27 protein-coding genes are annotated in these 26,159 nt (G+C 58.8%); 9 read left to right on the top strand and 18 right to left on the bottom strand.

Annotated features, from left to right (window positions below; all coding sequences use genetic code 11):
- Positions 1-20: 20 nt before the first annotated feature.
- The 7 genes from DXT96_RS16075 to DXT96_RS16045 all read right to left on the bottom strand — a co-directional run bounded on the left by DXT96_RS16075 (position 21) and on the right by DXT96_RS16045 (position 5,839).
- On the bottom strand, positions 21-815 hold the full coding sequence (locus tag DXT96_RS16075) for an ABC transporter ATP-binding protein (protein WP_142842270.1): 795 nt from the start codon (positions 813-815) through the stop codon (positions 21-23).
- Positions 812-1,693 carry an ABC transporter permease gene (locus tag DXT96_RS16070; RefSeq protein WP_149900493.1) on the bottom strand — a complete coding sequence of 294 codons (882 nt, stop codon included), beginning with the start codon at positions 1,691-1,693 and terminating at the stop codon, positions 812-814. Before DXT96_RS16070 ends, DXT96_RS16075 begins: the two co-directional genes overlap by 4 nt.
- Before the next feature lie 106 nt (positions 1,694-1,799).
- On the bottom strand, positions 1,800-2,753 hold the full coding sequence (locus tag DXT96_RS16065) for an ABC transporter substrate-binding protein (RefSeq protein ID WP_149900492.1): 954 nt from the start codon (positions 2,751-2,753) through the stop codon (positions 1,800-1,802).
- Positions 2,754-2,861: 108 nt separating this feature from the next.
- Positions 2,862-4,034, bottom strand: coding sequence for a 23S rRNA (adenine(2503)-C(2))-methyltransferase RlmN (gene rlmN / locus DXT96_RS16060; protein ID WP_153515601.1), 1,173 nt, complete (start codon positions 4,032-4,034; stop codon positions 2,862-2,864).
- A gap of 266 nt (positions 4,035-4,300) precedes the next feature.
- The gene (locus DXT96_RS16055; RefSeq protein WP_149900491.1) at positions 4,301-4,804 is read right to left on the bottom strand and encodes an invasion associated locus B family protein; all 504 of its coding nucleotides are present in this window, start codon (positions 4,802-4,804) and stop codon (positions 4,301-4,303) included.
- Between the two features lie 297 nt (positions 4,805-5,101).
- Positions 5,102-5,482 (bottom strand): YkvA family protein, encoded by a 381-nt coding sequence (locus DXT96_RS16050; RefSeq protein WP_153515510.1) that lies wholly within the window; start codon positions 5,480-5,482, stop codon positions 5,102-5,104.
- Between the two features lie 51 nt (positions 5,483-5,533).
- Positions 5,534-5,839, bottom strand: a complete 306-nt coding sequence (locus DXT96_RS16045; protein ID WP_149900489.1) for a 4a-hydroxytetrahydrobiopterin dehydratase — start codon at positions 5,837-5,839, stop codon at positions 5,534-5,536.
- Between the two features lie 59 nt (positions 5,840-5,898).
- Between DXT96_RS16045 and DXT96_RS16040 the strand changes: the two genes are divergently transcribed.
- Positions 5,899-6,378: a low molecular weight protein-tyrosine-phosphatase gene (locus DXT96_RS16040; RefSeq protein WP_153515509.1), complete on the top strand. Its 480-nt coding sequence runs from the start codon at positions 5,899-5,901 to the stop codon at positions 6,376-6,378.
- Here the strand turns inward: DXT96_RS16040 and thpR are convergent.
- Positions 6,312-6,905, bottom strand: coding sequence for an RNA 2',3'-cyclic phosphodiesterase (gene thpR, locus DXT96_RS16035; protein WP_153515508.1), 594 nt, complete (start codon positions 6,903-6,905; stop codon positions 6,312-6,314). The two genes, DXT96_RS16040 and thpR, sit on opposite strands and share 67 nt — an antisense overlap.
- Before the next feature lie 68 nt (positions 6,906-6,973).
- Entirely contained in the window at positions 6,974-7,624 is a 651-nt protein-coding gene (locus tag DXT96_RS16030; RefSeq protein ID WP_153515507.1) for an arylesterase, read from the bottom strand.
- Between the two features lie 93 nt (positions 7,625-7,717).
- Here DXT96_RS16030 and DXT96_RS16025 point away from each other — a divergent pair, with 93 nt between their 5' ends.
- The 3 genes from DXT96_RS16025 (at position 7,718) to DXT96_RS16015 (ending at position 11,942) form a co-directional block, all read left to right on the top strand.
- Complete coding sequence (locus tag DXT96_RS16025) at positions 7,718-8,428, top strand: ABC transporter ATP-binding protein (protein ID WP_174374273.1); 711 nt, start codon at positions 7,718-7,720, stop codon at positions 8,426-8,428.
- Positions 8,425-10,986, top strand: coding sequence for an ABC transporter permease (locus tag DXT96_RS16020; protein WP_153515506.1), 2,562 nt, complete (start codon positions 8,425-8,427; stop codon positions 10,984-10,986). Before DXT96_RS16025 ends, DXT96_RS16020 begins: the two co-directional genes overlap by 4 nt.
- A gap of 218 nt (positions 10,987-11,204) precedes the next feature.
- Positions 11,205-11,942 (top strand): Bax inhibitor-1/YccA family protein, encoded by a 738-nt coding sequence (locus tag DXT96_RS16015; protein ID WP_149900483.1) that lies wholly within the window; start codon positions 11,205-11,207, stop codon positions 11,940-11,942.
- 135 nt (positions 11,943-12,077) lie between these two features.
- Here DXT96_RS16015 and DXT96_RS16010 read toward each other — a convergent pair whose 3' ends face one another.
- From DXT96_RS16010 to acnA, 3 genes are all read right to left on the bottom strand, one after another.
- Positions 12,078-12,470, bottom strand: a complete 393-nt coding sequence (locus tag DXT96_RS16010) for a DUF2794 domain-containing protein (protein WP_149900482.1) — start codon at positions 12,468-12,470, stop codon at positions 12,078-12,080.
- Between the two features lie 399 nt (positions 12,471-12,869).
- The gene (locus tag DXT96_RS16005; RefSeq protein ID WP_153515505.1) at positions 12,870-13,610 is read right to left on the bottom strand and encodes a thioredoxin family protein; all 741 of its coding nucleotides are present in this window, start codon (positions 13,608-13,610) and stop codon (positions 12,870-12,872) included.
- A 196-nt stretch (positions 13,611-13,806) separates the two neighbouring features.
- Positions 13,807-16,500 (bottom strand): aconitate hydratase AcnA, encoded by a 2,694-nt coding sequence (acnA, locus tag DXT96_RS16000; RefSeq protein ID WP_371418889.1) that lies wholly within the window; start codon positions 16,498-16,500, stop codon positions 13,807-13,809.
- A gap of 270 nt (positions 16,501-16,770) precedes the next feature.
- On the opposite strand from acnA, the gene ccmA reads away from it, so the two are divergent.
- The 5 genes from ccmA (at position 16,771) to DXT96_RS15975 (ending at position 19,889) form a co-directional block, all read left to right on the top strand.
- Entirely contained in the window at positions 16,771-17,412 is a 642-nt protein-coding gene (gene ccmA / locus DXT96_RS15995; protein ID WP_149900479.1) for a heme ABC exporter ATP-binding protein CcmA, read from the top strand.
- Positions 17,413-17,614: 202 nt separating this feature from the next.
- On the top strand, positions 17,615-18,274 hold the full coding sequence (ccmB, locus tag DXT96_RS15990; RefSeq protein ID WP_149900477.1) for a heme exporter protein CcmB: 660 nt from the start codon (positions 17,615-17,617) through the stop codon (positions 18,272-18,274).
- Between the two features lie 74 nt (positions 18,275-18,348).
- On the top strand, positions 18,349-19,110 hold the full coding sequence (locus DXT96_RS15985) for a heme ABC transporter permease (protein ID WP_153515504.1): 762 nt from the start codon (positions 18,349-18,351) through the stop codon (positions 19,108-19,110).
- A 3-nt stretch (positions 19,111-19,113) separates the two neighbouring features.
- Positions 19,114-19,287 (top strand): heme exporter protein CcmD, encoded by a 174-nt coding sequence (ccmD, locus tag DXT96_RS15980; RefSeq protein WP_153515503.1) that lies wholly within the window; start codon positions 19,114-19,116, stop codon positions 19,285-19,287.
- Positions 19,284-19,889, top strand: coding sequence for a DsbE family thiol:disulfide interchange protein (locus DXT96_RS15975; protein ID WP_149900474.1), 606 nt, complete (start codon positions 19,284-19,286; stop codon positions 19,887-19,889). Before ccmD ends, DXT96_RS15975 begins: the two co-directional genes overlap by 4 nt.
- A gap of 17 nt (positions 19,890-19,906) precedes the next feature.
- On the opposite strand, the gene DXT96_RS15970 is transcribed toward DXT96_RS15975, so the two are convergent.
- From DXT96_RS15970 to dapF, 6 genes are all read right to left on the bottom strand, one after another.
- Positions 19,907-21,088: a diguanylate cyclase gene (locus tag DXT96_RS15970; RefSeq protein WP_194287651.1), complete on the bottom strand. Its 1,182-nt coding sequence runs from the start codon at positions 21,086-21,088 to the stop codon at positions 19,907-19,909.
- A gap of 91 nt (positions 21,089-21,179) precedes the next feature.
- The gene (locus DXT96_RS15965; protein WP_153515502.1) at positions 21,180-21,776 is read right to left on the bottom strand and encodes a DUF2585 domain-containing protein; all 597 of its coding nucleotides are present in this window, start codon (positions 21,774-21,776) and stop codon (positions 21,180-21,182) included.
- Positions 21,773-22,423 (bottom strand): septation protein A, encoded by a 651-nt coding sequence (locus tag DXT96_RS15960; RefSeq protein WP_153515501.1) that lies wholly within the window; start codon positions 22,421-22,423, stop codon positions 21,773-21,775. The genes DXT96_RS15965 and DXT96_RS15960 overlap by 4 nt, the downstream gene beginning before the upstream one ends.
- Positions 22,424-22,425: 2 nt before the next feature.
- Positions 22,426-23,862 (bottom strand): signal recognition particle-docking protein FtsY, encoded by a 1,437-nt coding sequence (gene ftsY, locus DXT96_RS15955; protein WP_153515500.1) that lies wholly within the window; start codon positions 23,860-23,862, stop codon positions 22,426-22,428.
- 32 nt (positions 23,863-23,894) lie between these two features.
- Positions 23,895-25,169, bottom strand: coding sequence for a tRNA (N(6)-L-threonylcarbamoyladenosine(37)-C(2))-methylthiotransferase MtaB (mtaB, locus tag DXT96_RS15950; protein WP_153515499.1), 1,275 nt, complete (start codon positions 25,167-25,169; stop codon positions 23,895-23,897).
- Positions 25,166-26,068 carry a diaminopimelate epimerase gene (gene dapF / locus DXT96_RS15945; RefSeq protein WP_153515498.1) on the bottom strand — a complete coding sequence of 301 codons (903 nt, stop codon included), beginning with the start codon at positions 26,066-26,068 and terminating at the stop codon, positions 25,166-25,168. Before dapF ends, mtaB begins: the two co-directional genes overlap by 4 nt.
- Between the last annotated feature and the right edge of the window lie 91 nt (positions 26,069-26,159).

Raw genomic sequence — 26,159 nt, 5'->3', positions numbered from 1 at the left:
GAAGGCGCATTTAGGAATGATTAGCCGATCAAAAGCTCGTCGTCATCCAGCTTCTGGCCGCGTATCTTGCGGAACATATCGATCAAATCTTCGACTTCAAGATCCTTGCGGCTGTCGCCGGACACGTCGAGCACGATTTCGCCGGCATGCAGCATGATGGTGCGGGTGCCATAATCCAGCGCCTGACGCATGGAATGCGTGACCATCAACGTCGTCAGCTTGCGCTCCGACACAACCTTACGGGTCAATTCCATCACGAATTCCGCCATGCCGGGATCGAGTGCTGCCGTATGTTCGTCAAGCAGCAGCACATCCGAGCCGGAAAGCGTCGCCATGACAAGCGACACTGCCTGTCTTTGTCCGCCGGACAACAGGTCCATGCGATCCTTCAGTCGGTTTTCGAGACCGAGATTGAGCGACGCGATACGTTCTCTAAAGAAATCCCGCCTGCCGCGTCCAAGTGCCGACAACAAACCGCGACGCTCGCCGCGTGACGCCGCCAGCGCCAGATTTTCTTCGATGGTGAGCGCGCCGCAGCTGCCTGCCAGTGGATCCTGAAACACGCGTGCCACCCGACCGGCCCTGCTGGCCGTCGGTTTGCGGGTAACATCGGCACCACCGATCACCACTTTGCCCGCCGTCGGCAGGACGTCGCCGGCCAATACACCGAGAAGCGTGGATTTACCGGCGCCATTGGAACCGATGACGGTGACGAAGGAACCATCTTCGATGGTGAGGTCGATCTTGGCCAGCGCCTGTTTTTGCAGTGGCGTACCGCGCCCGAAGACGACCTGGATATCGGAAAGGGAAATCACGATGTTGCTCCCCCACGGCGCAGTCGGGGCAGGATCAATGCGATGGCCACCAATACCGCCGTTACGAAATTGAGGTCGGATGCCTTGAGACCCAGCACATCACTCGACAAGGCAAGCTGGATGGCGAGACGATAGGCAATGGAGCCGAAAACACAGCCGATGAGTGCGATCAGAATGCCGCGTGCACCAAACAGCGTTTCGCCGATGATGACGGCCGCAAGCCCAACGACGATGGTGCCGACACCGGCTGTCACATCCGCAAAACCATTGGTCTGCGCAAACAGCGCACCGCCGAGGGCGACCAGCGCATTCGAAAGCGCCATGCCGAGATAGATCTGGTTACCCGTCTTCACGCCCTGCGCCCGCGCCATTCGCGCATTGGCCCCCGTCGCCCGCATGGCAAGGCCCGCATCGCTTTCAAGAAAACGCCAGACGAGAATGACCGCGATCAGCACCAGCGCGCCGACGAAGAGCGGCCGCACCAGATATTCGGAAAGGCCGAGGCCGTAAAACGGCGATACCATCGTATCCTGATTGAGCAGCGCCACATTCGGCTTTCCCATCACCCGCAGATTGACGGAAAACAGCGCGATCATCGTCAGGATCGAAGCAAGCAGGTTGAGGATTTTGAAACGAACGTTGAGCGTTGCGGTGACCATGCCCGCAGCGGCACCGGCAACCATCGCAACCGCCGTCGCGACCCAGGCATTCAGACCGGCGATGATCAGCACGGCGGCAACAGCAGCGCCGAGCGGAAACGAACCGTCCACGGTCAGGTCAGGAAAATCTAGCACCCGGAAAGCGAGATAGACGCCGATCGCCACGAAAGCGAAGACCAGTCCCAGCTCCACGGCACCCCAGAAGGCGATTTGGCTCACGGTAATGTCCTTGTTATTGCCGCCATCAGGCGGATACGGGCACCGTCTCGTGCCACGTAAAACGGGCGGCGAAATACCGCCGCCCGCAATTCAGTCAGGTTTCGGTTCAGTCGATGACCTTGGTGGCGCGCTTCGTCACGCTTTCAGGGAAGGTGACGCCAACTTTTTCGGCAACCTTCTTGTTGATCACGAGATCGGTGCCGACAGCCACGGTTGCCGGAATTTCACCGGGCTTTTCACCCTTGAGGATGCGGACAACAACGGCGCCGGTCTGCTTGCCCACGTCGAAATAGTTGAAACCGAGGGCTGCAACCGCACCACGCGCGACGGAATCCGTATCAGCGGCGTAAAGCGGGATCTTGGCTTCGCTCGCAACACCGGCTGCCGCCTCGAAAGCGGAAACGATGGTGTTGTCGGTCGGAACGTAGATCACGTCGGCCTTGCCGACCAGAGCGCGCGTCGCGCCCTGAACTTCAGCGGACTTTGTGGCGACGGACTCGACGATCTTCAGGCCGGCCTTGTCGGCTTCGGCCTTCAGCAGGGCGAGGGTCGAGGCGGAATTGGCTTCGGCCGAGTTGTAGATGAAGCCGATGGACTTGGCATTCGGCGAGATTTCCTTGATGAGCGCCAGATGTTCGCCAACCGGCAGCATGTCGGAAAGGCCGGTCACGTTACCGCCGGGCTTCTCCATGCTCTTGATGAGCTGTGCGCCAACCGGATCGGACACGGCCGTGAAGACGACCGGAATATCGCGCGTGGCCGCAACGACGGCCTGGGCCGACGGCGTGGAGATCGGCACGATAACGTTCGGCGCGTCACCCACGAACTGGCGCGCAATCTGCGCTGCGGTGCCAGGATTGCCCTGCGCGGACTCGTAAAGGAATTTGAGGTTCTCGCCTTCCTTGTAACCGGCTTCGGCAAGCGCTGCCTTGACGCCATCACGGGCGGCGTCAAGCGCCGGATGTTCGACGATGGCGGTGACGGCAACGGTGACGTTTTCAGCCTTGGCCGGCAGAACGAGGGCGCTCGCGGCAGCGAGAGCCATAATGAATGCGCGCATGGATATCCTCCTGTTGGTTCCCTATTGTCGTCTTTTTAGGAACAAGACAGCGCGAAATCAATCGGAGAACCGCCGCAAAACCAGCTTTATGGCGCAATTGCGGCTTATTCAGTCATCCGCGCCGTGATTGGCGATCATCATCGCCTCGAAAGCCAGTCTTTCGGTCTTGCGCATGCGTTCCGATTCCGACTTCAACTGACCACAGGCGGCGAGAATATCGCGGCCGCGCGGCGTGCGGATCGGCGAGGCATAACCCGCCTGATTGATGAAATCGGCGAACTTCTCGATCTGCGCCCATTCGGAACACTGGTAGTTCGTGCCCGGCCATGGATTGAACGGAATGAGGTTGATCTTGGCCGGAACGCCCTTCAGCAGCTGCACCAGCATCTTGGCGTCTTCCAAGCTGTCGTTCACATCCTTCAGCATCACATATTCGAAGGTGATGCGGCGGGCATTGGAAACACTCGGATAGTTGCGGCAAGCCTCGATCAGCTCCTTCAGCGGATATTTCTTGTTGATCGGCACCAGCATGTCGCGCAGATCATCACGCACCGCATGCAGTGAAATCGCCAGCATCACGCCGATCTCATCGCCCGTGCGGAAGATTTCCGGCACGACGCCCGAGGTGGAGAGCGTCACGCGGCGCTTGGAAAGCGACAGGCCATCACCATCGGTCGCGATCAGAAGCGCAGTCTTCACATGCTCGAAATTATAGAGCGGTTCGCCCATGCCCATCATCACGATGTTGGACACCTTGCGGCCTTCGCTCGGCACATAAGCACCGACCGGCGTCGAACCATCCGGAAAATCGCCAAGCCGGTCACGAGCCAGCAGAAGCTGGGCGAGAATTTCCTCGGCTGTCAGATTGCGCACCAGACGCTGCGTGCCGGTGTGACAGAAGGAACAGGTCAGCGAACAGCCCACCTGGCTTGAAATGCACAGCGTGCCGCGCCCTTCTTCCGGAATATAAACCGTTTCGATCTCGACGGGACGTCCCGCGCCGCGCGGCGGAAACCGCATCAACCATTTGCGGGTGCCGTCATTGGAGATCTGCTCCTCGACGATTTCCGGGCGAGCGATGGTAAAGGCCGCCTTCAGCGTCTCACGAAGCTCCTTGGCGACATTCGTCATATTGTCGAAATCCGAGACCCCGCGCACATAAAGCCAGTTCCACAACTGGCTGACACGCATCTTCACCTGCTTTTGCGGCACGCCGACCTCGGCCAGCGCCTCGCCCATTTCCTCACGCGTCAAGCCGATCAGCGACGGCTTGCCGGACATGAGATCGCTGTTGGCGATCAAGGGGGCTTTGACTGCCAGGCCGGCAGGGGCTTGCATTACGGACATCACGCTATCCAATCATTCCATGCATCGCACGACCGGCCTGTGGGATAGGCGGAAAATCGTCTGCATGTCGAGAAAATCAAAGGCGGAGCACCTTTCGCGCATCCGCCTGTCAATGTTGCCGCGCCTTTAGCATCAAACTGGCAAAAACGCAAATGGCCGGTCGATGACCGGCCAATCACAAAGCTGACGAGGCGTCAGAATTACTTGCAACTCTCGATCTGCTTGAGAGCAGCCGAAATACCCGAGAGTGAATAGGAATAGGAAGTGCCGGTTCCGCGACCAGACGTCGCCTTCACCGTCATCGACTTGCCGCTTTTCATCGCTGCGACGAGGGCCGGTTCTTCGGCAGCGTTTTCAACCCAGGCAGCCTTGTCCTTGGTGAACATCACGAAGTTCTTGTTGTCGATCGTGACGTTGACCTTGGAACCCTGCTTCAGCGGATAACCCACCATGGCCTGCGGCTCATAGGAAATGTTCTGACCAGGGCGCTGCGATACGATGAAGAAAATATCACCGTGATCGACGCTCGCCGGTTCCTTCGATGTCGGAATGGAAAGAACATAGCAAACGGTGCTGTTACCCGATTTGTACGAATAGGCGCCCCAGGCATTGAACTGCTGGATGCGCGTGGGCGACTGTGCAGATGCTACGCCGACGCTGGTCAGCAGAATGGCCACTGCGGTTGCTACACTTCTTACAAACATAAAATTTCCTGCCGGGTTATTGTCTTCCATTAGCCCGAGGCGGCGGCGGACTCCATGTTCATGGAGCGGCCACATTCGGGTGCGGATCGTCTTTTCTCATTGTGGTCAGGAAGCGGTTACCAAACCGTCAACAACACGCATAAAATGCCTAAAACGTCTTGCAGTGTTACAGATTGGCGACTCCCCGCACCCTGAAGGAAGGGCGCGGAACGACCTTCCTTCTTGTGTATGACACACAAATTCAGGCAAGAATTTGTCGCCCGCCAGGCTGCGCCGGGAAGGCACATCACAGAGGCGTTACCCGGCTTCCTGCTGTCTCTTCAGCATGGCATCCGCCGCATCGTAATGTTCCATCTTGATATGGGCGCGGATCATGGCGAGTGCCGCGGTGATGACGGCGATATCATCGGTAAAACCGACGACCGCCAGCATGTCCGGCACGGCGTCGATGGGCATGATGAAATAGGCGAGCGCAGCAAGAATAATGCCCTTGGCGCGCAACGGCGTGTCGCGATCAATCGCGCAATAATAGGCAGCCGCCGCATCGCGCGCGAAGGGCACCTTTGTCATGACGCGCTTCAGCTTGGGCCAGAATTTCGCCCGCACCACAGTCTCGCGCTCCTGCTGCTTGTCGGTTTCACCCGGCAGAAGAATTTCACCGATTTTCACATCATCCATGATCGACGGTCCTCCGGTCACGGCTATTATATGGGACTTAACGCCCGCCATTCAATTCCCCCGGCCCGCCGCTGCCTTCTGCATCGCTTCGGCCAGAAGAAAATCCCGCTCGGTTATGCCCTGTGAATCATGGGTTGTGAGGCAGACTTTCACGCGCGAATAGACATTGGACCATTCCGGGTGATGATTGAGCCTTTCCGCCGCAAGAGCCGATTCAGCCATGAAACCGAAGGCTTCCGCAAAACTGGAAAACTTGAAGGACCTGACGATCGCCGCTCCGTCCTCACGCAAAGCCCATCCTTCGAGTTTCGACAATGCCTGCCGGATAGCATCCGGTTCAACTCTGGGATATTTCATCAATCTTGCCTCCGCTTGATACCCATTAACGCCTCAACGACCGGATCGACGCATATTCCATGAAACATATAGCTGTTCTTTTTGTCTGCATGGGTAATATCTGCCGCTCACCGCTTGCCGAAGGCGTTTTAACAAACCTCGCCAATAGAGAGGGTGTATCCCGCCAACTCACCGTCGATTCCGCCGGCACCGGCGGCTGGCACACGGGCACCGCCCCGGATCGCCGATCAGTCGCGGTAGCCCGCAAGCATGGCATCGATATTTCAGGGCAGCGCGCGCGGCAGGTCAGTCATGCCGATTTCGACACCTTCGATCTCATCCTTGCCATGGATACGAGCAATCTGGCGAAACTGCTTCAAAAGGCGCCGGAAAACCGCAGGCACAAAATCCACCTGTTTCTACACTACGCGTCGGGACGCCACGAGAGCGTCCCGGATCCCTATTTCGGTGGTGAAGACGGCTTTCTGACCGTCTACAACATGCTTTTGGCGGGATGCAGCTCGTTGCTCGAAAAGCTGGAGCTCGACCGCGCTTCGTGAAGCGGAAACGCCTCTTCCACGACATAGGGGCCGCCGCCCACCGATTCCTTCGACGACATCAGCACGAAACGTCCCACCGTGAAGGGCGACGTGCGGAAATTGCCGCGTCCGGAAAGATAGTGCACCACATCGTCCAGACGGGATGAGCGCAACCGCGCCAGCGTCACATGCGGCATGAATTTGCGCGGATCAGGCGGGAGACCGATCCTTTGACAAATTCTCTCGACTTCCGCCTGCAGCGCCTGCATTTCCGGTGAGGGAGAAACCCCGGCCCAGATGGAGTGCGGTTTCTTGGAGCCGAAGGAACCCATACCGGTGAGATTGAGCTGGAATTCCGGTCTTTCGATCCGATCCAGCCTGTCGACAACCTCATCGGCGGTTCGCCCGTCGATATCACCGATAAAACGCAGGGTTATGTGATAATTCTCCACATCGATCCACCGGGCTCCCGGCAGACCACCGCGCAACAATGAGAGGCTCATAGCCGCATTGCGCGGAATTTCGAGGGCGGTAAACAGTCTCGGCATGGCGAGCTCCCCGAATCTCTTGGCAGAACAAGCATAGCGAATCACGCAATGCAGACGGGCGCAAGTGCTTATTTTTTTTGCGCACCGATTGTCTTGATGAAGCTTTCAACAGCCGGCAAAGATTTCTCCACCATCATCGCCACACCCTGCGTATTCGGGTGCATCTTGTCCTCCAGCTTCAGCTTGTCATCTGTCACGACACCGTCCAGAAAGAAGGGATAAAGCGGCAGGTTGTATTTTCCCGCAAGCTTTGGAAAGATCGGATTGAAGCGCCTGGCATAGTCGTCACCCATGTTCGGCGGCGCCATAATACCGACCAGCAGCACGGCTATATTACGCTTCTGAAAACCGGAAATGATGGCATCGAGGTTCTTTTCCGTCTGTTCCGGGGCAATACCGCGCAGTGCATCATTGGCGCCAAGTTCCAGAATGACCCCGTCCGTTCCATCAGGCACAGACCATTCGGCCCGCGACAGACCACCGGAGGAGGTATCGCCGGACACCCCGGCATTGGTGACGACGACATTGATGCCTTTAGCCTTTAATGCAGCTTCAAGCTGTGCGGTATAGCTGTCGGTGGGCGGCAGCTGATACCCGGCCATGAGGCTGTCGCCGAGGCCAACCAGTTGCAATGTCCGCTCCTGAGCCGTGGCCACAGAAGCGAAAAAGACGGTGGCTAAAATGACGATGAAGTGAAACAGGGCAGCTTTAAATCTCATCACGGCTTTCCTAACTTGGTTCTCGTTGCCTGAAATACCGACCGCATCGACGCCGCCAGCCCGTTTTCATCTTTCTATATAGGAACGAGAATTGTGACGAAAAGCATCATAGAGCTGAAGAAAGCCGACCTCACGCTCGGCAACGCCGCCGCCTCCGTTCACGTTCTCAAGAACATCGATCTTGTCATCGACGAAAGCGAGGCGGTTGGCATCGTCGGCCCTTCCGGCTCGGGGAAATCGACCCTTCTGATGGTGCTGGCCGGCCTCGAGAGGCTGGATAGCGGCGAGATCGTCATCGCGGATACGGAGTTGCACAAGCTTGGTGAAGATGCGCTGGCGGATTTTCGCGGCAAGAATATCGGCATCGTTTTCCAGTCCTTCCACCTCATCGCCAATATGACGGCGCTCGAAAACGTCGCCGTTCCGCTGGAACTGGCCAATACCCCCACCCCCTTCGAGATCGCCAGGCGCGAACTCGTCGCCGTTGGCCTTGGAGAACGCCTCAGCCATTATCCCGGCCAGCTCTCCGGCGGCGAGCAACAGCGTGTGGCCATCGCCCGCGCGCTTGCCCCCTCCCCCGCCGTGCTGATCGCCGATGAACCCACGGGCAATCTCGATACCGATACCGGCAAGCAGATCGCCGATCTTCTTTTTGCCAAACAGGCCGAACGCGGCATGACAATGGTCCTCGTTACCCATGATCCGTCGCTCGCCGCCCGCTGCTCGCGGCAGATCAAGGTGCGCTCCGGCGAGATTGAGGGCGACAGCGCCCGCCCCCAGATGGCGCGGGCGGTATCGGCATGATCGGATCCCTTCTTCCATCTGTCGCGAATATCAGAAATGCCATGAGACTCGCACGGCGCGAAATTCGCGGCGGGTTGAGCGGCTTTTACATTTTCCTCGCCTGTATCGCGCTTGGAACCGGGGCCATCGCCGCCGTCAATTCCGTGTCGCGCGCAGTCACCAGCGCCATTGCCACCGAAGGCCAGTCGATTCTGGCCGGCGACGTGCGTTTCGAACTGCGCAACAGGGAAGCGACGGAAACAGAGCGTAGCTATCTCGATGGCCTCGGCGCCGTCGCGGTTTCCACCGGGCTTCGCTCCATGGCCCGCCTTGCCGATGGCTCCGAACAGACCCTGACGGAAGTGAAAGCCATTGACGGCGCCTATCCGCTTTATGGCACCTTCGCGGCCGATCCCAACCGGCCGCTGAGTGAACTTCTGGCCGGCAACGGCGACAGCTATGGCGCCATTGCTGCGCCGCTATTGCTGGAACGGCTGGGCATCAAGGTTGGCGACGAAATACTGCTCGGCAATGTGAAGCTGAAACTGACCGGCACCGTCGTCGATGAGCCGGATGCACTATCCGACGGTTTCGGTTTTGCCCCAAGGCTGATGGTCAGCCGCGACGCGCTCTTCGCCTCCGGCCTCGTTCAGACCGGCAGCCTCGTTGAACACGCCTATAAGATCAAACTGAACGATCCCGCAGCGCGGGCAACGATGACCGATGCCGCCAACAAGGCTCTTCCCGATGCCGGCTGGTCCATCCGCACCAGTGACCGGGCAGCACCGTCGCTCACCGAAAACGTCAACCGCTTCTCGCAATTCCTCACATTGGTGGGCCTTACCGCCCTCATCGTCGGCGGGGTTGGCGTCGCCAACGCCGTTCGCGCCTTTCTCGATTCCAAGCGCACCACGATCGCCTCGCTGAAATGCCTCGGCGCGCCGGCCTCCGTGGTCACCATGACCTATCTCTTCCAGATCGCCTTCATTGCCGCCGTCGGTATCGTCATCGGCCTCGTTGTTGGCGCCATTGCACCGCTGATTGCCATGCGGTTTCTGGAAGGTGTGCTGCCCGTGCCGGAAGAACTTGCCTTCTATCCCGGTGCGCTCGGCCTCGCCGCCTTGTTCGGCCTCTTGACGACGTTCGCTTTCGCCATCGTGCCGCTCGGTCAGGCACGTGAGGTTCCGGCAACGGCACTTTTCCGCGAACAGGGTTTCGAGGAAGGCAGCTGGCCGTCCTGGCCCTATCTGGCCGCAACGGGCCTGTTGCTGGCAGCGCTGGCCGCCCTTGCCATCTTCTCGGCGGAAGACCGTTTCATTGCCTCGGTTTTCCTCGCCGCCATCGCTTTTGCCTTTGTGGTGCTGCGGCTGGTGGCTTCCGGGGTCAAGGCCATCGCCAAACGCAGCCCGCGCGTTCATTCCGCCGCCCTTCGGCTGGCGATCGGCAATATTCACCGGCCTGGAGCGCTCACGCCCTCGGTCGTCCTTTCACTTGGCCTCGGCCTGACCCTGCTCGTGACCCTGACACTGATCGACGGCAATCTGCGCCGCGAGCTGACCGACAGCCTGCCGGAACGCGCGCCGAATTTCTTCTTTGTGGATATTCAGGGCAGCGAGGTGCAGGGCTTCCGTGATTTGCTGAAACGGGAAGCACCACAAGGCACGCTGACCGAAGTGCCAATGTTGCGCGGCCGCATTCTGGCGCTCAACGGCGAAGATGTGACGAAGATGGAGGTGCCGCCATCCGGCCGCTGGTTACTACGTGGCGACCGCGGCATCACCTATTCCGAAAACATGCCGGAAAACACGAAACTGACGGAAGGAGCGTGGTGGGGGCCGGACTATAGCGGCGAACCGCTGGTCTCCTTCGCGGCAAAAGAGGCACAGGAACTCGGCCTCAAGATCGGCGACACAGTGACCGTCAATGTCCTTGGCCGCAGCATCACGGCAAAGATCGCCAGTATGCGCAATGTCGAATGGGAATCCCTGTCGATCAATTTCGTCATGGTCTTTTCGCCGAACACGTTCCGCGGCGCACCGCATGCCTGGTTGGCGACACTTGCCGATCCTTCCGCTTCCGCAAGCGACGAAGGCCGGATATTGCGCTCCGTTACCAACACCTACCCGACGATCACCAGCGTGCGCGTGAAGGACGCTCTCGATGTCGTCAACCGACTGGTTGGCCAGCTCGCCACCGCCATTCGCGCCGCCGCAGCCGTTGCATTGATAGCATCCGTGCTCGTTCTCGCCGGTGCTCTCGCCGCCGGAAACCGGGCCCGCACCCATGATGCGGTGATCCTGAAAACACTCGGCGGCACGCGAAATCTGCTCATCCGCGCTTTCTCCTACGAATACATGATGCTCGGTCTCGCCACCGCCGTCTTCGCGCTTTTCGCCGGCGGCGTCTCCGCATGGTTCGTGATCGCCCGCATCATGAAGCTGCCCTCCAGTTTCCTGCCGGATGTGGCGATCGGAACCCTCGTTGTCGCCCTCGTCATGACGGTCGGCATCGGCCTTATCGGCACCTGGCGGATTCTCGGCCAGAAAGCGGCGCCGGTTCTCAGGCAGGCAGGGGAATGATCATCGGTTGTGCCCCGCTTAACTTTAGCGATTAATTCTTTGTAATGATCGCCAAAACGTGAGCGCTTTTCGCGCATATGGTGTCTTTTCGACTGCAAAAGGCCTTGTATCAGACACGTTCTGCCATCATATTCTTGGACAGGCTTGCTGAAGCTCCGCAGCGGCGCCCGGGAGGTATCCCGACACCGTAGCAATTACGGAGCTCAAAAGAGGAAACAATGGCTGACTTCAATAACTACCAGAACCGCATGGCGCAGACCCGTGCACAGACTGGTGCGATGATCGATGAAGGTCTTCGCGCCTATATGCTGAAGGTTTACAACCTGATGGCGCTGGCTCTGGTCATCACCGGCGTTGCAGCGTTCGCCACCTATACGCTCGCGACGACCAATCCGGCTTTCGCCCAGTTGCTCTATGCGTCGCCGCTGCGCTGGGTTGTCATGCTCGCACCGCTGGGACTGGTGTTCTTCCTTAGCTTCCGCATCCAGAACATGAGCGTTTCCGCCGCCCAGATGACCTTCTGGGTCTATGCGGCGTTGATGGGTGTGTCTCTGTCCTCGATCTTCCTGGTCTATACCGGCCAGAGCGTTGTGCAGACATTCTTCGTGACCGCTGCTTCGTTCGGCGCGCTCTCGCTTTACGGTTACACGACGAAGAAGAACCTTTCCGGTCTCGGTTCGTTCCTGATCATGGGTCTGTTCGGCCTCATCATCGCGTCCATCGTCAATATCTTCCTCGCTTCTTCCGCTCTGCAGTTTGCGATCTCCGCAATCGGCGTGCTGATCTTCGCGGGCCTCACCGCCTACGATACGCAGAAGATCAAGGAAATGTATTTCGATGGCGACGAGGTTGCCGTGGCCGGCCGCAAGGCGATCATGGGTGCGCTGACGCTGTATCTCGACTTCATCAACCTGTTCATGTTCCTCCTGCAGTTCATGGGTAACCGTGACAAGTAAGGGTAAGAACCCGAACGGCAAACAAATGAAAGGCGGCCCATCGGCCGCCTTTTTATTTATGAAGATTCGAAATCTGCCAGCCTGTCGACCCGCTTATCCGCATCGAGTGACAACAGGTAGCCGTCCGTCCGAAACTCACTCGATAAGCTTCAGAACCTTGTCGAAAACCTTGAGAACCTGCGGCAGCTCGTGCCCACGCTTGAGAATGCGGCCATCCGAATTCACCACACAATAAGCGCCCTGCTTCGCCGCCAGCCTGGGGTTCTTTTCAATCCGGTAAAGTGGCATTTCACCTGAGCGTTTGAAGACGGAAAACACCGCCTTTTCCTTCAGGTGGTCAATGGCGTAATCGCGCCACTCTCCCTCTCCCACCATGCGGCCATAGATGCGCAGGATCGCATCCAGCTCGCGCCGGTGAAAGGTGACCGGCAAAGGGTCTTTGTCTTTTCTGTATTCGCGGAGATCGACAACGGTGGAATTATCGCGTGAAGCGGTCTGCACCTGCTGCACATCCGGTTGATCGGTCATCCAATACCTCCGATTCCACCCAAGTCTTCCCACCAATGTGAGCCTGAGAAAACAAAATTGCAAGCCTTGCGAGACGCTTGCGCACCGGCGCAGAAATCGCGGCAGGGGCCAGAACGGCTTTCAGACGGCTATAAAACCGGGAGAAGGTGACATCAAAAACTGCCGCCAAACAACCCCAAAGACGCCGCCCGCAACAAAAGCAGGGGTAAAAAATGGTAACCATTTAGGCAGCCATTTTGGCATGGCCTGCCGTATTTCGGTCAAACCATGGCCCGAATTGGATGGAATAGTCCTATTGTCAATTGATGCCTAGGCACCAAGATGACCCGGTCCGGTGCATTGACCCTTTACCCCCAGCCCCCAATGCCCGGACCGGATCTTCAATCGCCTGACAGGCGATCAGGGGGTTTCATTTCCAAGCAAGATACTTGCGCCGACGATTGCCGCCGGATCACCGCTGGCATTGGCCGTCTGTAACAGTACGGCGCAGCCGCCCTTTTTCACTTTTGCCACGACGCTTGCCGGAAGCTTCACCGTCATCGGCGAACCATCCCACATGCCGACCGTCTGCACATCATAGACGCTGTGCCAGTAGGACATTTTTTTCCCCTGGTTCTCGCCCTTCTGCACATCCACCGTCTGTTCGCGGGTGAAATAGGCAACGACGACATCGGCCTTGCCATTACCGGCGCCAATATCGATCTCCACCTCATCGCCAGCGAATTTTGACGAGACCGGCACGCTCAGCCCCTGGCCTTCGCGCTTGAAAGCATCGAGCCTGTCATAGATGCCGCGAACATCCGCGCCCTTCACGTGGTCACGGCCGTTGAGAATGGCTTGGGGCGTATAGACCCCGTTGCGGCCGAGCGCCCGCATATATCCATATTGCCGTTCGGTATTTTCCTTGGACGCCAGCGAATCCGTCCAGCCGAGATAATTCCAGTAGTCGACGTGGTAGGAAAGACCGACGACATCACCCTTCTGGATCATCTTGCGCAGCGCTTCGTCCGCCGGCGGGCAGGATGAGCATCCCTGCGATGTGAACAATTCGACAACGCCCTTCACTGCCTCCTGCGCCTGCGCGGAGGTGACAAGGAACGTGCCGAGAAGACATATCGACAGGGGAAATTTCAGTGGCATTACAAAAACCTTTGTCCGGCAAGATATCCAGACGAATTGATGCGATCAATCCTGCCGGGATGCAAACCGGAAAATAACGTCTAATGCCCCTCAATAGAAAGTCACGAAGGGGTGAGCGGCAATCACAAAAAAAGAGATCAAGAAACGAAAGAGACGCCGGGATTTTTCCCGGCGTCTTTTGTTGGTTTAAGCTTTATCAGCCAGCCAGATCACGAAGAACGGTCTGCAGAATGCCGCCATTGTTCATGTAAATCACTTCGTCCAGCGTATCGATGCGGCAAAGAAGCGGAACTTCCTTCACCGAACCGTCGCTGTAAGTGATCTTGGCGACTTTCTTTTCGCGTGGCTTGATGTCGCCCTCGAGGCCGTCGATCTCGACGACTTCGTCACCCTTGAGGTCGAGGCTCGCCCAGGTCGTGCCCTCCTCGAAGACGAAAGGCACGACGCCCATGCCGACGAGGTTCGAACGGTGGATACGCTCGAAGGACTGCGCGATGACCGCCTTCACGCCAAGCAGGTTGGTGCCCTTTGCCGCCCAGTCGCGGGAAGAACCGTTGCCATATTCGACACCGGCGAAGATGACGAGCGGAACGCCCTCCGCCTTGTATTTCATGGCGGCGTCATAGATCGACATCTCTTCCTTGGACGGATAATGGATGGTGTAGCCCCCTTCCTTGCCGTTCGGGCCGAGCATGTGGTTGCGAATGCGGATATTGGCGAAGGTGCCACGCATCATCACCTCATGATTGCCGCGCCGCGTGCCATACTGGTTGAAGTCGATAACAGCAACGCCGTTTTCCGTCAGATAGGCGCCGGCTGGCGAGGCAGCCTTGATCGAACCGGCCGGGGAAATATGGTCGGTGGTGATCTTGTCGCCGAACAGGCCGAGGACGCGCGCGCCCTTGATGTTCTTGAGACCAGTGCCCTTCTTGCCCATGCCGACGAAATAAGGCGGGTTCTGCACATAGGTCGACTTGTCGTCCCAGGCATAGGTCTGGCCCGGCGGAACCTGAACGGCCTGCCAGTTTTCATCGCCCTTGAACACATCGGCATATTTCGATTCGTAGAGTTCGCGGGTGACGTATTTCAGGATGAATTCCTGGATTTCCTTAGAGGTCGGCCAGATATCCTTGAGATAGACCGGGTTGCCGTTCTGGTCGTCGCCGATCGGCTCCTTCGTCAGGTCTTTCTGGACCGTGCCGGCAAGGGCGTAGGCCACGACGAGCGGCGGTGAAGCGAGGTAGTTCGCCTGAACGTCTGGCGAAATACGGCCTTCGAAGTTACGGTTGCCCGAGAGAACACCGGCGGTGATGAGACCCTTGTCGTTGATCGTCTTGGAGATCGGCGCCGGCAGCGGGCCGGAATTGCCGATGCAGGTCGTGCAACCAAAGCCGACGAGATTGAAGCCGATCGCGTCCAGATCCTTCTGCAGGCCCGACTTGTCGAGATATTCGGCAACCACTTGGCTTCCCGGCGCCAGCGAGGTTTTCACCCACGGCTGGGACTTCAGCCCCCTGGCAACCGCATTACGGGCGAGAAGCCCGGCGGCGATGAGAACCGAAGGGTTGGAGGTGTTGGTGCAGGAGGTGATGGCCGCAATCGCCACATCACCGTGGCCGAGATCGAAGTCTTCGCCGTCAACCGCATAGCGGTTGGTGAGCTGGCCGGGCTTCTTGTAGTCGTTTTCGAGAGCCGTTGCGAAATTCGGCGCAATGGTTTCGAGCGGCAGGCGGCCTTCCGGACGCTTTGGACCAGCCATGGACGGCACCACGTCGCCGAGGTCGAGTTCCAGCGTGTCGGTGAAGACGAGGTCGGAACCGTCGCCGGTGCGCCACATGTCCTGCGCCTTCGAATAGGCTTCAACGAGCGCGATGCGGTCCTTGGCGCGGCCGGACATGGTCAGGTAATTGATGGTCTCGCCGTCAACCGGGAAGAAACCACAGGTCGCACCATATTCCGGACCCATATTGCCGATGGTCGCGCGGTCGGCAAGCGTCATCGAATCAAGGCCCGGGCCGAAGAATTCGACAAATTTGGAGACGACACCCTTCTTGCGCAGCATCTGCACGACGGTCAAAACGAGGTCGGTCGCGGTCACGCCTTCCTTCACCTTGCCGGTCAGTTTGAAGCCGATGACCTCAGGCAAAAGCATGGAAACCGGCTGGCCGAGCATCGCCGCTTCAGCCTCGATACCACCAACGCCCCAGCCGAGAACGCCAAGACCATTGATCATCGTCGTGTGCGAATCGGTGCCGACGCAGGTATCCGGGTACGCAACCGTCTCGCCATCCTCTTCCTTCGTCCAGACGGTCTGGCCGAGATATTCGAGGTTGACCTGGTGACAGATGCCGGTGCCAGGCGGAACCACACGGAAATTCTTGAACGCCTGCTGGCCCCACTTCAGGAAGCGGTAACGCTCGCCATTGCGCTCATATTCCAACTCGACGTTGCGGGCAAACGCGGTCGGCGTGCCGAATTCATCGACGATGACCGAGTGGTCGATGACGAGATCGACGGGAACGAGCGGATTGATCTTTTCCGGATCGCCACCGAGCGACACCATGGCGTCACGCATGGCGGCAAGATCGACCACGGCGGGAACGCCTGTAAAGTCCTGCATGAGAACGCGGGCTGGACGATAGGCGATTTCCGTTTCGGTGAGGCCCTTATTATCAAGCCATTCGGCGACGGCCAGAATGTGCTCCTTTGTGACGGACTGGCCGTCCTCGAAACGAAGCAGGTTCTCCAGAAGAACCTTCATGGAATAAGGCAGCTTGGAAACGCCTTTGAGACCGTTTGCCTCAGCCTTGGGAAGGCTGAAATAAACATAGTCCTTACCATCCACGGTAAGGACGGAACGACATTGGAAACTGTCGAGAGATTTGGCCACGGTTTAAAACCCCGCATAATCTGATTAGCCAACACGCGCGTGCGGACCCCTGTGCTCGCAAGCACATCAGGATGCGGGTACGACCATTTCCGCTGTCCGCACGTGAAAGTTACTCCTCGTAACATTCAGGTCCGGCGCAAGATGATGTTCACGCCGGCCGCTGGCGTGGTTGACACTCATATAGATAATTTCGGAGAAACGTGCCAGACCATTCAACGAAGCTAATCGATTTTTTTATCGAGACGACGAAATCTGAAACGGAACCGCAGCATGGATTTGACGGCGGAAAATCTTGGCGTGCGACGCGGCGAAGATTTCATATTCATGAATATTTCCTTCAAGTTAAGCGACGGCGAGGCACTGGTGCTGACCGGCCGAAACGGCTCGGGAAAATCCACTCTCCTGCGCACCTTGGCCGGCCTGCTACGCCCCGAACAGGGGTGGATAAAGATAGCCGGCGAAGAGATAGAAAAGGACATGCGTCCATCAGAAGCCTGTCATTATCTCGGCCATCGCAACGCGATGAAAATGGAACTGACCGTTTCGGAAAATCTGGGTTTCTGGAAAAATTTCCTCGGTGATTTTTCCGGTGGTACTGGCATCACAATCGATGAGGCGGCTGAGATCGTCGGTCTCGCAGGCATTACTCATCTGCCCTTCGGTTATCTCTCCGCTGGCCAGCAACGGCGTTTTGCCATGGCGAAACTTCTGATCGCCTGGCGGCCGGTATGGATTCTCGATGAGCCGACGGCAGCGCTTGATAAAGCTGCGGATGGCATGTTTACCGATCTCGTCAAAGGCCATTTATCGAAGGGCGGTATCGTCATTGCAGCAACTCATCAGCCGCTTGGGCTGGCGAATGCCCGGGAATTGCAGATGACGGGTTTTGCGGGTGTGGAGGCTTGGGCATGATCGGCGGAGCTTGTGGTTTCACCCCCCTCTCCCCTGCCGGGCATCTCCCCCACAAGGAGGGAGATCGACTCGCGGCTAGGCCTCGACAACCTCAACGCTCGAGAATGGAGTGGTGGAAGGGCATCCTGCTGATCTCCCCCCTTGAGGGGGAGATGCCCGGCAGGGCAGAGGGGGGTAAACCACACCCGCAGAGGCCTTTCCAATGACCGCCCTCCTCCTCCGCGACATCAAACTCTCCATCCGCGCCGGCGGCGGTGCCCTGATCGGCGTACTCTTCTTCATGACGGTCGTTGCCGTCATCCCCTTCGGTGTCGGCCCCGATCTCAACCTGCTCGCCCGCATCGGCCCCGCCATCGTCTGGATCGGCGCACTTCTGTCCGCCCTTCTCGGCCTCGACCGGCTGTTTCAGGCAGAGCGGGATGACGGGTCGCTGGACCTCATTCTCATGCAGGAAAACCCGCTGGTGCTCACCGTGCTCGTCAAATGCCTGGCGCATTGGGTCGGAACGGGCCTGCCGCTGGTGCTCGCCTCGCCGCTGCTCGGCCTGTTCATGAATATGGACGAAGTGGCGATCGGCGCTGTGATGCTCACGCTTTTCGTCGGCTCACCGGCCATCACCTTCATCGGCGCGGTAGGAGCAGCCGTCGCGGTCGCCCTGCCGCGAGGCGGGCTTCTGGTCTCCATCCTCGTGCTACCGCTCGCCATTCCGGTGCTGATTTTTGGCGTCAGCGCTTCTTATGCAGCGGTGCAGGATCCAGCGCCCTTTATGCCGCCATTCCTCATTCTCTGCGCGATCACGTTATTTTCAGCCGTGACCGGCCCTTTCTTTGCCGCTTTGGCCCTGCGCAATGTTATGGATTGATGAAGCCGCGATTGACGATCCCCTGTTGACAGGGATCAATTGCGGGGCGGCCATTCTCGGGTTACACAAGCGGCATGAACGAGCAGACCTTCACCATCACCAAATTCAGTGATCTCGCCAATCCCACGCGGTTTCTGGCGCTGGCAGCACGCATTCTGCCCTGGCTCGCTACACTTACCGCGCTGGTGCTGGCAGCTGGTCTTTATCTCTCCTTCACCACCGACGGCGATTACCAGCAGGGCTACACCGTGCGCATCATGTATGTGCATGTGCCCTCCGCCTGGCTTTCGATGATGTGCTATACTGTCATGGCGGTCTCGGCGATCGGCACGCTGGTCTGGCGTCACCCAATCGCAGATGTCAGCCACAAGGCCGCCGCCCCCATCGGTGCCGCCTTCACGCTCATCGCCCTCATTACCGGCTCGCTCTGGGGCAAACCCATGTGGGGAACCTGGTGGGTGTGGGATGCGCGACTGACTTCCGTATTCGTGCTTTTCCTGATGTATCTCGGCCTTATCGCGCTCAACCGTGCCATGGATGACCCCTCCAGAGCCGCCCGTGTCAGCGCCGTGCTGATCCTCGTTGGTTTCGTAAATATTCCGATCATCAAATTTTCGGTAGAATGGTGGAACACGCTGCACCAGCCGGCCAGCGTCATCCGCATGGGTGGTTCCGCCATCGATGCGGAATTTCTCTGGCCGCTTCTGACCATGGCGATCGGCTTCACACTGCTGTTCTTCACCTTGCACATTGCCGCCATGCGCAACGAAATCTGGCGCCGGCGCGTGGCCGCGCAGCGGCGGCTTGCCGCCCGCATGGCCAACCGGGAGGGCTGAGGCATGACGCACGCCTTTTATATCGGCATGTCTTACGCGGCCACCGGCCTTGTCGTTCTCTGTCTCATCGCCTGGGTCGTTGTGGACGGTCAGGCACGCAAACGGGAACTGAAGCAGCTGGAGGCATCCGGTGTGCGCCGCAGGGCAAGAGCCGGTTCCACAGGTGACGCGCAATGACGCAGGCCAGCCAGGATCAGGACACCAAAACCAAAACCACCGGCCGCGCACGTTACGGGCTGGCGCTGCTGCCACTGCTGCTCTTCGGCGGTTTTGCCTTCATCGCCGGCAAGATGCTCTATGATCAGGATGTCAACGGGCTGGATATCAGCGCCATTCCCTCCGCACTCATCGGCACCAAGGCGCCTTCCCTGTCGCTGCCGCCGCTGGAAGGCTCGAACCTGCCGGCGCTCACCGATGCCGCCATCAAAGGCAAACTGACACTGGTCAACGTCTTTGCCTCCTGGTGCATTCCCTGCCGGCAGGAGCATCCGCTATTGCAGGAACTGGCGAAAGACAGCCGCATCACCGTCGTCGGCATTAATTACAAGGATAAGCAGGACAATGCACTCCGCTTCCTTGGCGAACTTGGCAACCCCTTTGCCGCAATAGGCGTCGATCCGAACGGCAAAGCCGCGATCGACTGGGGCGTTTACGGCATTCCCGAAAGTTACCTTGTCGGCGCAGACGGCACGATCCTTTATAAAAAGGTTGGCCCCTTCGATGCTCGCAGCGTCGAGCGCGACCTGCTGCCGGCCATCACGGCCGCAGCCGGAAAATAGCTCCCGGGCGGGAAGGTTCAATTCTTCGAAATAACCCGGAGCGACGGGCCTTCGGCCGGCATACGTATACCTTCCAGCACGACCTGATCGCGACCGCCGCGCTTTGCAGCATAAAGGCTGTCATCGGCCCGCTTGATGGCATCATGGATGGAATGGTCTCCCCTCGCGACAGCCGAAACGCCAAAGCTTGCCGTAATTTGGGTGGTCACACCCCGGTTACGCCAATCGAGCGACAGGAGGTTTGAACGCATGCCATTGGCAAGCTGACCGGCAGCAGCAGCCGTGTGGCCGGGCAGGAAGACCACGAATTCCTCACCACCGAAACGCGCCACCAGCGCGTCTTCGGGCGCATTTCGCCTGAGAAGATCGGAAAGACCGATAAGCACGATATCTCCGGCAGCATGGCCGTAAACATCATTGATGCGCTTGAAATGGTCTATATCGCAGGTAATGACCGCACCATCAGGCGTGTCGTTGCGGAAATCGGGAACGCGACGGTCGAACCCGCGGCGGTTCAGCACATCCGTCAACGGATCCTGTTCCGCGGCATGCAGGTGCCGGTCGACGGTGACGGAAATCTGGCTCGCGAGCACGGAAAGCGCCAGCAGGAAGCCGAATATGCTCGCGGCAAGCTGCATATAGAAGGCATAATCCGACTCGAAAAATTCGCTGAGCTCGATCATCGAGCCGTTCGGCGTCATTACCAGCAGCATGCCGATACGCATCAGCGTTTCCAGCACCACAAGCGAAGCGATCGCCACCATCAGCCGATCGGCAAGGGCGACAGGCCGCTTTCGCACAAGCCAGACCGGAAAAGCGAGCAGCAGGGCGCAAACAAGATCGCCGATAACGAGTTCGCGCTTCAGATCGGGCGTGATGAAAACGTGAAATGAAACCAGCAAAACAGCGGCAAGCACGAGCGACAGGCGCGCCATCGTATGGCGCGGCCGCCCGAAATGGGTAAGCAGCGCATGGCCGTAGAGAAAAAATGCGGAGAAGAACAGCAGGTTCGAGACAATCGCCTGCACTTCGAAGGGCAGGCCACCGAGCACCAGAGGGGCGGCAAAACCAAAAGCCGCCGCAAGATAGCCGATACCCCAATACCGCGCCGAAACGTGACCTATCCTTTGCAGGAACAGGAACACGACGCCAAATGTCAGCATGATGAAGGGGAGAAGATAGGCGAAATTATCTTGCAATGTGTTCTGCCGGAACGAGAGACAAGCCTTTAAGCACCGAACATTACCGCAATGCCATTAAGAAACTGGCTTATATCGTCCGCCGGCTCGTTCACATTTGCGGGAGCGCGTTTTGCCATTCCTTGATCGCATCGAGCGGCCAGACCAGCATGACCACATTCAGCGTCAGATTATCGCGGATCAGCCAGCCCGTGAAAATTTCGAAGAAGATGGCGATTATCACCGTCAGCCACACCGGCACGCGGGCGGCAAAAAGGAAACCCAGCGCCATGAAAACCGTGTCCATGGCCGAGTTCAGGATGCTGTCGCCGGTGTAACCCAGCGCCATGGTCGCCGTGCGATAGCGATCGATAATGATAGGCGAGTTTTCGAGAAGCTCCCACGCCGCCTCGATCAGAACCGCGAAAGAAAGCCGCATGGAAAAAGGTTTGTCGCGGAACAGCAGCCAGGCGAACCAGTAGAATAGAAAGCCGTGAATAATATGCGACGGCGTATACCAATCAGCCAGATGCTGGGAATTGCCCGGCGTGTTCACGCCCGGCTCGAACAGCTTCACATAACCGCATTCGCAGATGGGAAGCCGGCCCATGGCGTAGAGAATGACGATCTGCAGGAGAAGCAGCCCGGCAGCCACGCCGAACCATTTGAGCGAACGCGAACGGGAAGCCGACATCTCCGCAACTGTCATTTTTCGTCCTTGCCGAGCGGTTCTACAGAATGGCGCATCACAAGCGGCATTTGCGCCATGGTGAAAATGATGGTGATCGGCATGGTGCCCCACACCTTGAAGGCCACCCATTGATCCGTCGTGAAACCACGCCAGACAACCTCGTTCAGCACCGCGAGAAACAGGAAAAACAAACCCCAGCGCAACGTCAGCTTACGCCAGCCTTCATCCGTCAGCTTGAAGGCGGAATTGAACACGTAACCCAGCAAAGACTGGCCGAAGAACAGGCCGCCCAGCAGGATGACGCCGAACAGCGTGTTGACGATGGTCGGCTTCATCTTGATGAATGTATCGTTCTGCAGCCACAGCGTCAGCGCGCCGAACACAAAAACCACGATGCCTGATATCAGCGGCATGATCGGAAGTTTGCGCGTCAAAATCCACGACACGGTCAGGGCGGCGGCGGTCGCGATCATGAACAGGCCGGTGGCGATGAAGATCGGCCCGCCGAACTCCGTCAAGACCGGAAAAGTGGATGCCAGCCATTCGCCGCGGGAATTGGCGAAGAAGAACACCATGAGCGGGCCAAGCTCGAGCACGAATTTCAGCAGCGGGCTGATTTCCGCCACCATTTTTTCGCTTTCCTTGGAATTGCTTTCAATATCCATACTCAAACTCCCGCAATGGCCTTGGCGAAATCTTCCGCCTCGAAGGGCTCCAGATCATCAACACCTTCACCCACGCCGATGAAATAGACCGGCAGCTTGTGTTTGGCAGCGATGGCGACGAGGATACCGCCCCGCGCCGTGCCATCCAATTTTGTCATAATCAGGCCCGAAACACCCGCAACGTTGCGGAATATCTCCACCTGGTTCAGGGCGTTCTGGCCGGTCGTTGCATCCAGTGTCTGCAGCACGGTGTGCGGCGCATCCGGATCGAGCTTGCCGAGCACCCGCACGATCTTTTCCAGTTCCGCCATCAGTTCCGTCTTGTTCTGCAGACGGCCGGCCGTATCGATGATGAGCACATCGCTTTTTTCCGCCCGCGCCTGCTCATAGGCATCGTAAGCCAGACCGGAGGCATCCGCGCCGAGCTTGGTGCCGATGAATTGCGAACCGGTGCGGTCGGCCCAGATCTTCAGCTGCTCGATGGCCGCCGCGCGGAAAGTATCACCGGCTGCAAGCATCACCTTGAGGCCTGAGCCGGAAAGCTTGGCAGCCAACTTGCCGATGGTCGTCGTCTTGCCGGTACCGTTCACACCCACGACAAGAATGACATGCGGCTTGTGCGAAAGATCGAGTTCCAGCGGCTTCGCCACAGGTTTCAGGACCTTGGTGATCTCGCCCGCCATAATGCGCGCCACATCCTCACCACTCACATCCTTGCCGTACCGCTCTGAAGACAAAGCGCCGGTGATACGCATGGCGGTCTCGACGCCCAGATCCGACTGGATGAGAAGGTCTTCCAGCTCGTCAAGCGTGTCCTCGTCCAGCTTGCGCTTGGTGAACAGCGCCGAAATCTGTGTGGTCAGCTGCGACGACGTGCGCGCAAGCCCGGCCCGCAGGCGCTGAAACCAGCTGAGCTTCGGCTCAGGCGCAGCGACAACAGGCTCTTCACGCTCGCTTGCCGATGAAAAGCCCTTCGGCAAAGCTTGCGGCACGACAGGGAGGTCGACGGCATCTACGGACTCCGCCTCATCGAGCAGCGCATCCATCGCATCCGCGTCGAGCACGGCATCAACAACCTCCGGCGAAGGTTCGGCCTGCTCTTCGGCAGCGGCTTCCGCCTGCAGCAGCGACAACGGCACCAACCCCATATCGCCGGAAAGCTCGGCACCGGGCAGAAGCGGAGCTTCTTCTTCGTCTTCTTCTTCCGAAGGTGTGGCATCCGCTGTCTCGTCCGGAGCGGGACCGCCGGCCGTCTCCATCTCCAGCTCGGAAACGGGATCCTCATCGACCGGGTTATGCGCTTCGGCCTCGCTCAGCGCCGCTTCGAAAGAGGCATTTTCGTTGCCGTGTTCAGACACAGCATCCTCTTGCGGCCGCTCATTCGTTTCGGCTTTGTCCTTGCCGAACGAAAAGACTTTTTTGATGAAGCCGAGGGCCATGGTCGTTCCCGTGTCTTTTCTCTTGAGCCGCTTCAGGCAGCGTTCGCCGCCAGAAGCTGCATGTTCAGATGTTTGCCGTTGTGGCCGGTAATCGCAACCTGCGCAAGAGTGCGCGGGGCAAGATCAGGCGCCGCCACCAGCGTGAAATTATCGGTATGGGCAAAACCGGTGTTTTCCACCAGGATCGTTTGCACCGAACCGACCATATCCTGCAACTGCACCACCTTAAGCGCTTCGCCGCGTTCGCGAAGCCTCCCCGCCCGGTCCTTCACCAGCGCGCGGTCCAGCTGTGGCATGCGGGCCGCCGGCGTACCGGCACGCGGGCTGTAGGGAAACACGTGCAGGCTGGAAATGCCGCATTCTTCCGCCAGCGTGGCGGCATTTTCGAACATCTCTTCCGTCTCGGTCGGGAACCCGGCGATCATATCAGCGCCGAAGGCGATGTCGGGCCTCAGCGACCGCACATCACGACAGAAGCGGATGGCATCGGCCCGTGAATGGCGGCGTTTCATGCGTTTCAGAATCATGTCATCGCCATGCTGGAGGGACAGGTGCAGATGCGGCATGAAACGCGGCTCACCACCAATCAGATCCATCAGATGGTGGTCCGCCTCGATACTGTCGATGGAGGAAAGGCGTAGGCGCAGAATGTCCGGCACCTGCTTCAGCAAAGTCTTGGCGAGGTAACCGAGGGAAGGCTCACCCGGCAGATCAGCCCCATAGCTGGTCGCATCCACTCCGGTCAGCACGATCTCGCAATAACCGCTCTCCGTCAGTCTGCGCGCCTGATCCACCACCGCACCCATTGGCACGGAGCGGGAATTGCCGCGCCCATAGGGAATGATGCAGAAGGTGCAGCGATGATCGCAGCCGTTCTGTACCTGAATGAAAGCGCGCACATGCCCGTCAATATGCTTGACCATCTGCGGCGCGGTCGCCTTGATGCTCATGATGTCGTTGACGCGCAGCTTCTCTTCCGCCGAGACGCCAAAATCCGGCAGCGCGCGGTAGGAGGCGCTTTTCAGCTTTTCCTCATTGCCCAGCACCGCATCCACCTCGGGCATTTCGGCAAAAGTCTGTTTTTCCGTCTGGGCAGCGCAACCGGTGACGATGATGCGCGCATGCGGATTGTCGCGCCGCGCCCGGCGGATGGCCTGGCGCGCCTGGCGCACCGCCTCGCCCGTCACGGCGCAGGTATTGACCAGTACGGCATTGTTCAGCCCGGCCTTTTCGGCCTCCGCCCGCATCACTTCCGATTCATAGGTGTTCAGACGACAGCCGAAGGTTATGACCTCGACGCCGCTCATACGGCCCCCTGCTCGGCCGCCGCATCCCGTGACCAGACACCCGTGACGGGATCGACGATGCCGGACCATTCCCATTCGGCCGGGCCTGTCATGATGACGTGGTTGTCCTCGCGCCACTCGATTGTCAGCGGCACCCGAATGGGGCTGGAAGCCACATCAATGGTGACCCTCTTAGCCGTGCGGCCGGTGCGGGCGGCGGAAACGGCGGCGGCGCAGGCGGCGGAACCACAGGCGAGCGTCAGCCCCGCGCCGCGCTCCCAGGTGCGGGTGCGAAGCGCGCTGTCGGAAATCACCTGTGCGAGCGTAATATTGGCCTTTTCCGGAAACATCGGATGGTTTTCGAGCAGCGGCCCGAACCGCTCAAGATCGAAATCCATCGGATCGCGATCCACCCAGAAAATCGCATGCGGGTTGCCCATCGACATGACGGCGGGCGAATGCAGGACCGGCGCATCGATCGGCCCGATCTGCAATTCGATGCGGCTGGTATCGTGGAATTCTTCCGAAAGCGGAATATCGCTCCAGCGGAAACGCGGCAGGCCCATATCGACTGATATCATGCCGTCTTCATGCTCGACGGCATTCAAAATGCCGGCCACCGTCTGGAAGGTGAAGCTGGTCTTGCCGGTTTCGGAAGACAGAGCCTGCACCACGCAGCGCGTACCATTGCCGCAGGCTTGCGCCTTCGTGCCATCGCAATTGAGAATATCGATAAAGGCATCCGTGCCACTGACACGCGGATCGTGGATGGCCATGATCTGGTCGAACTGGGTCGCGGGATCGGCATTGAGGGCGATGGCCGCCGCAGGCGTGACCATATCCTTGCGGCCGCGCATGTCGACAACGAGAATCTTGTTGCCAAGCCCGTTCATCTTCGCAAATTCAACCGTATCCGCCATCGCCTTGAACCTGAAAACTATCTGAAATCGGATTGCATACGGGATTTACCCCGCGCTTTCGCCCTATATGGCGGAAAGACCGGCAAATTAC

This window comes from Agrobacterium sp. ICMP 6402 (genome assembly GCF_009498615.1).
Taxonomy (GTDB): domain Bacteria; phylum Pseudomonadota; class Alphaproteobacteria; order Rhizobiales; family Rhizobiaceae; genus Agrobacterium; species Agrobacterium burrii.
This window is presented reverse-complemented; position numbering and strand designations above follow the sequence as displayed.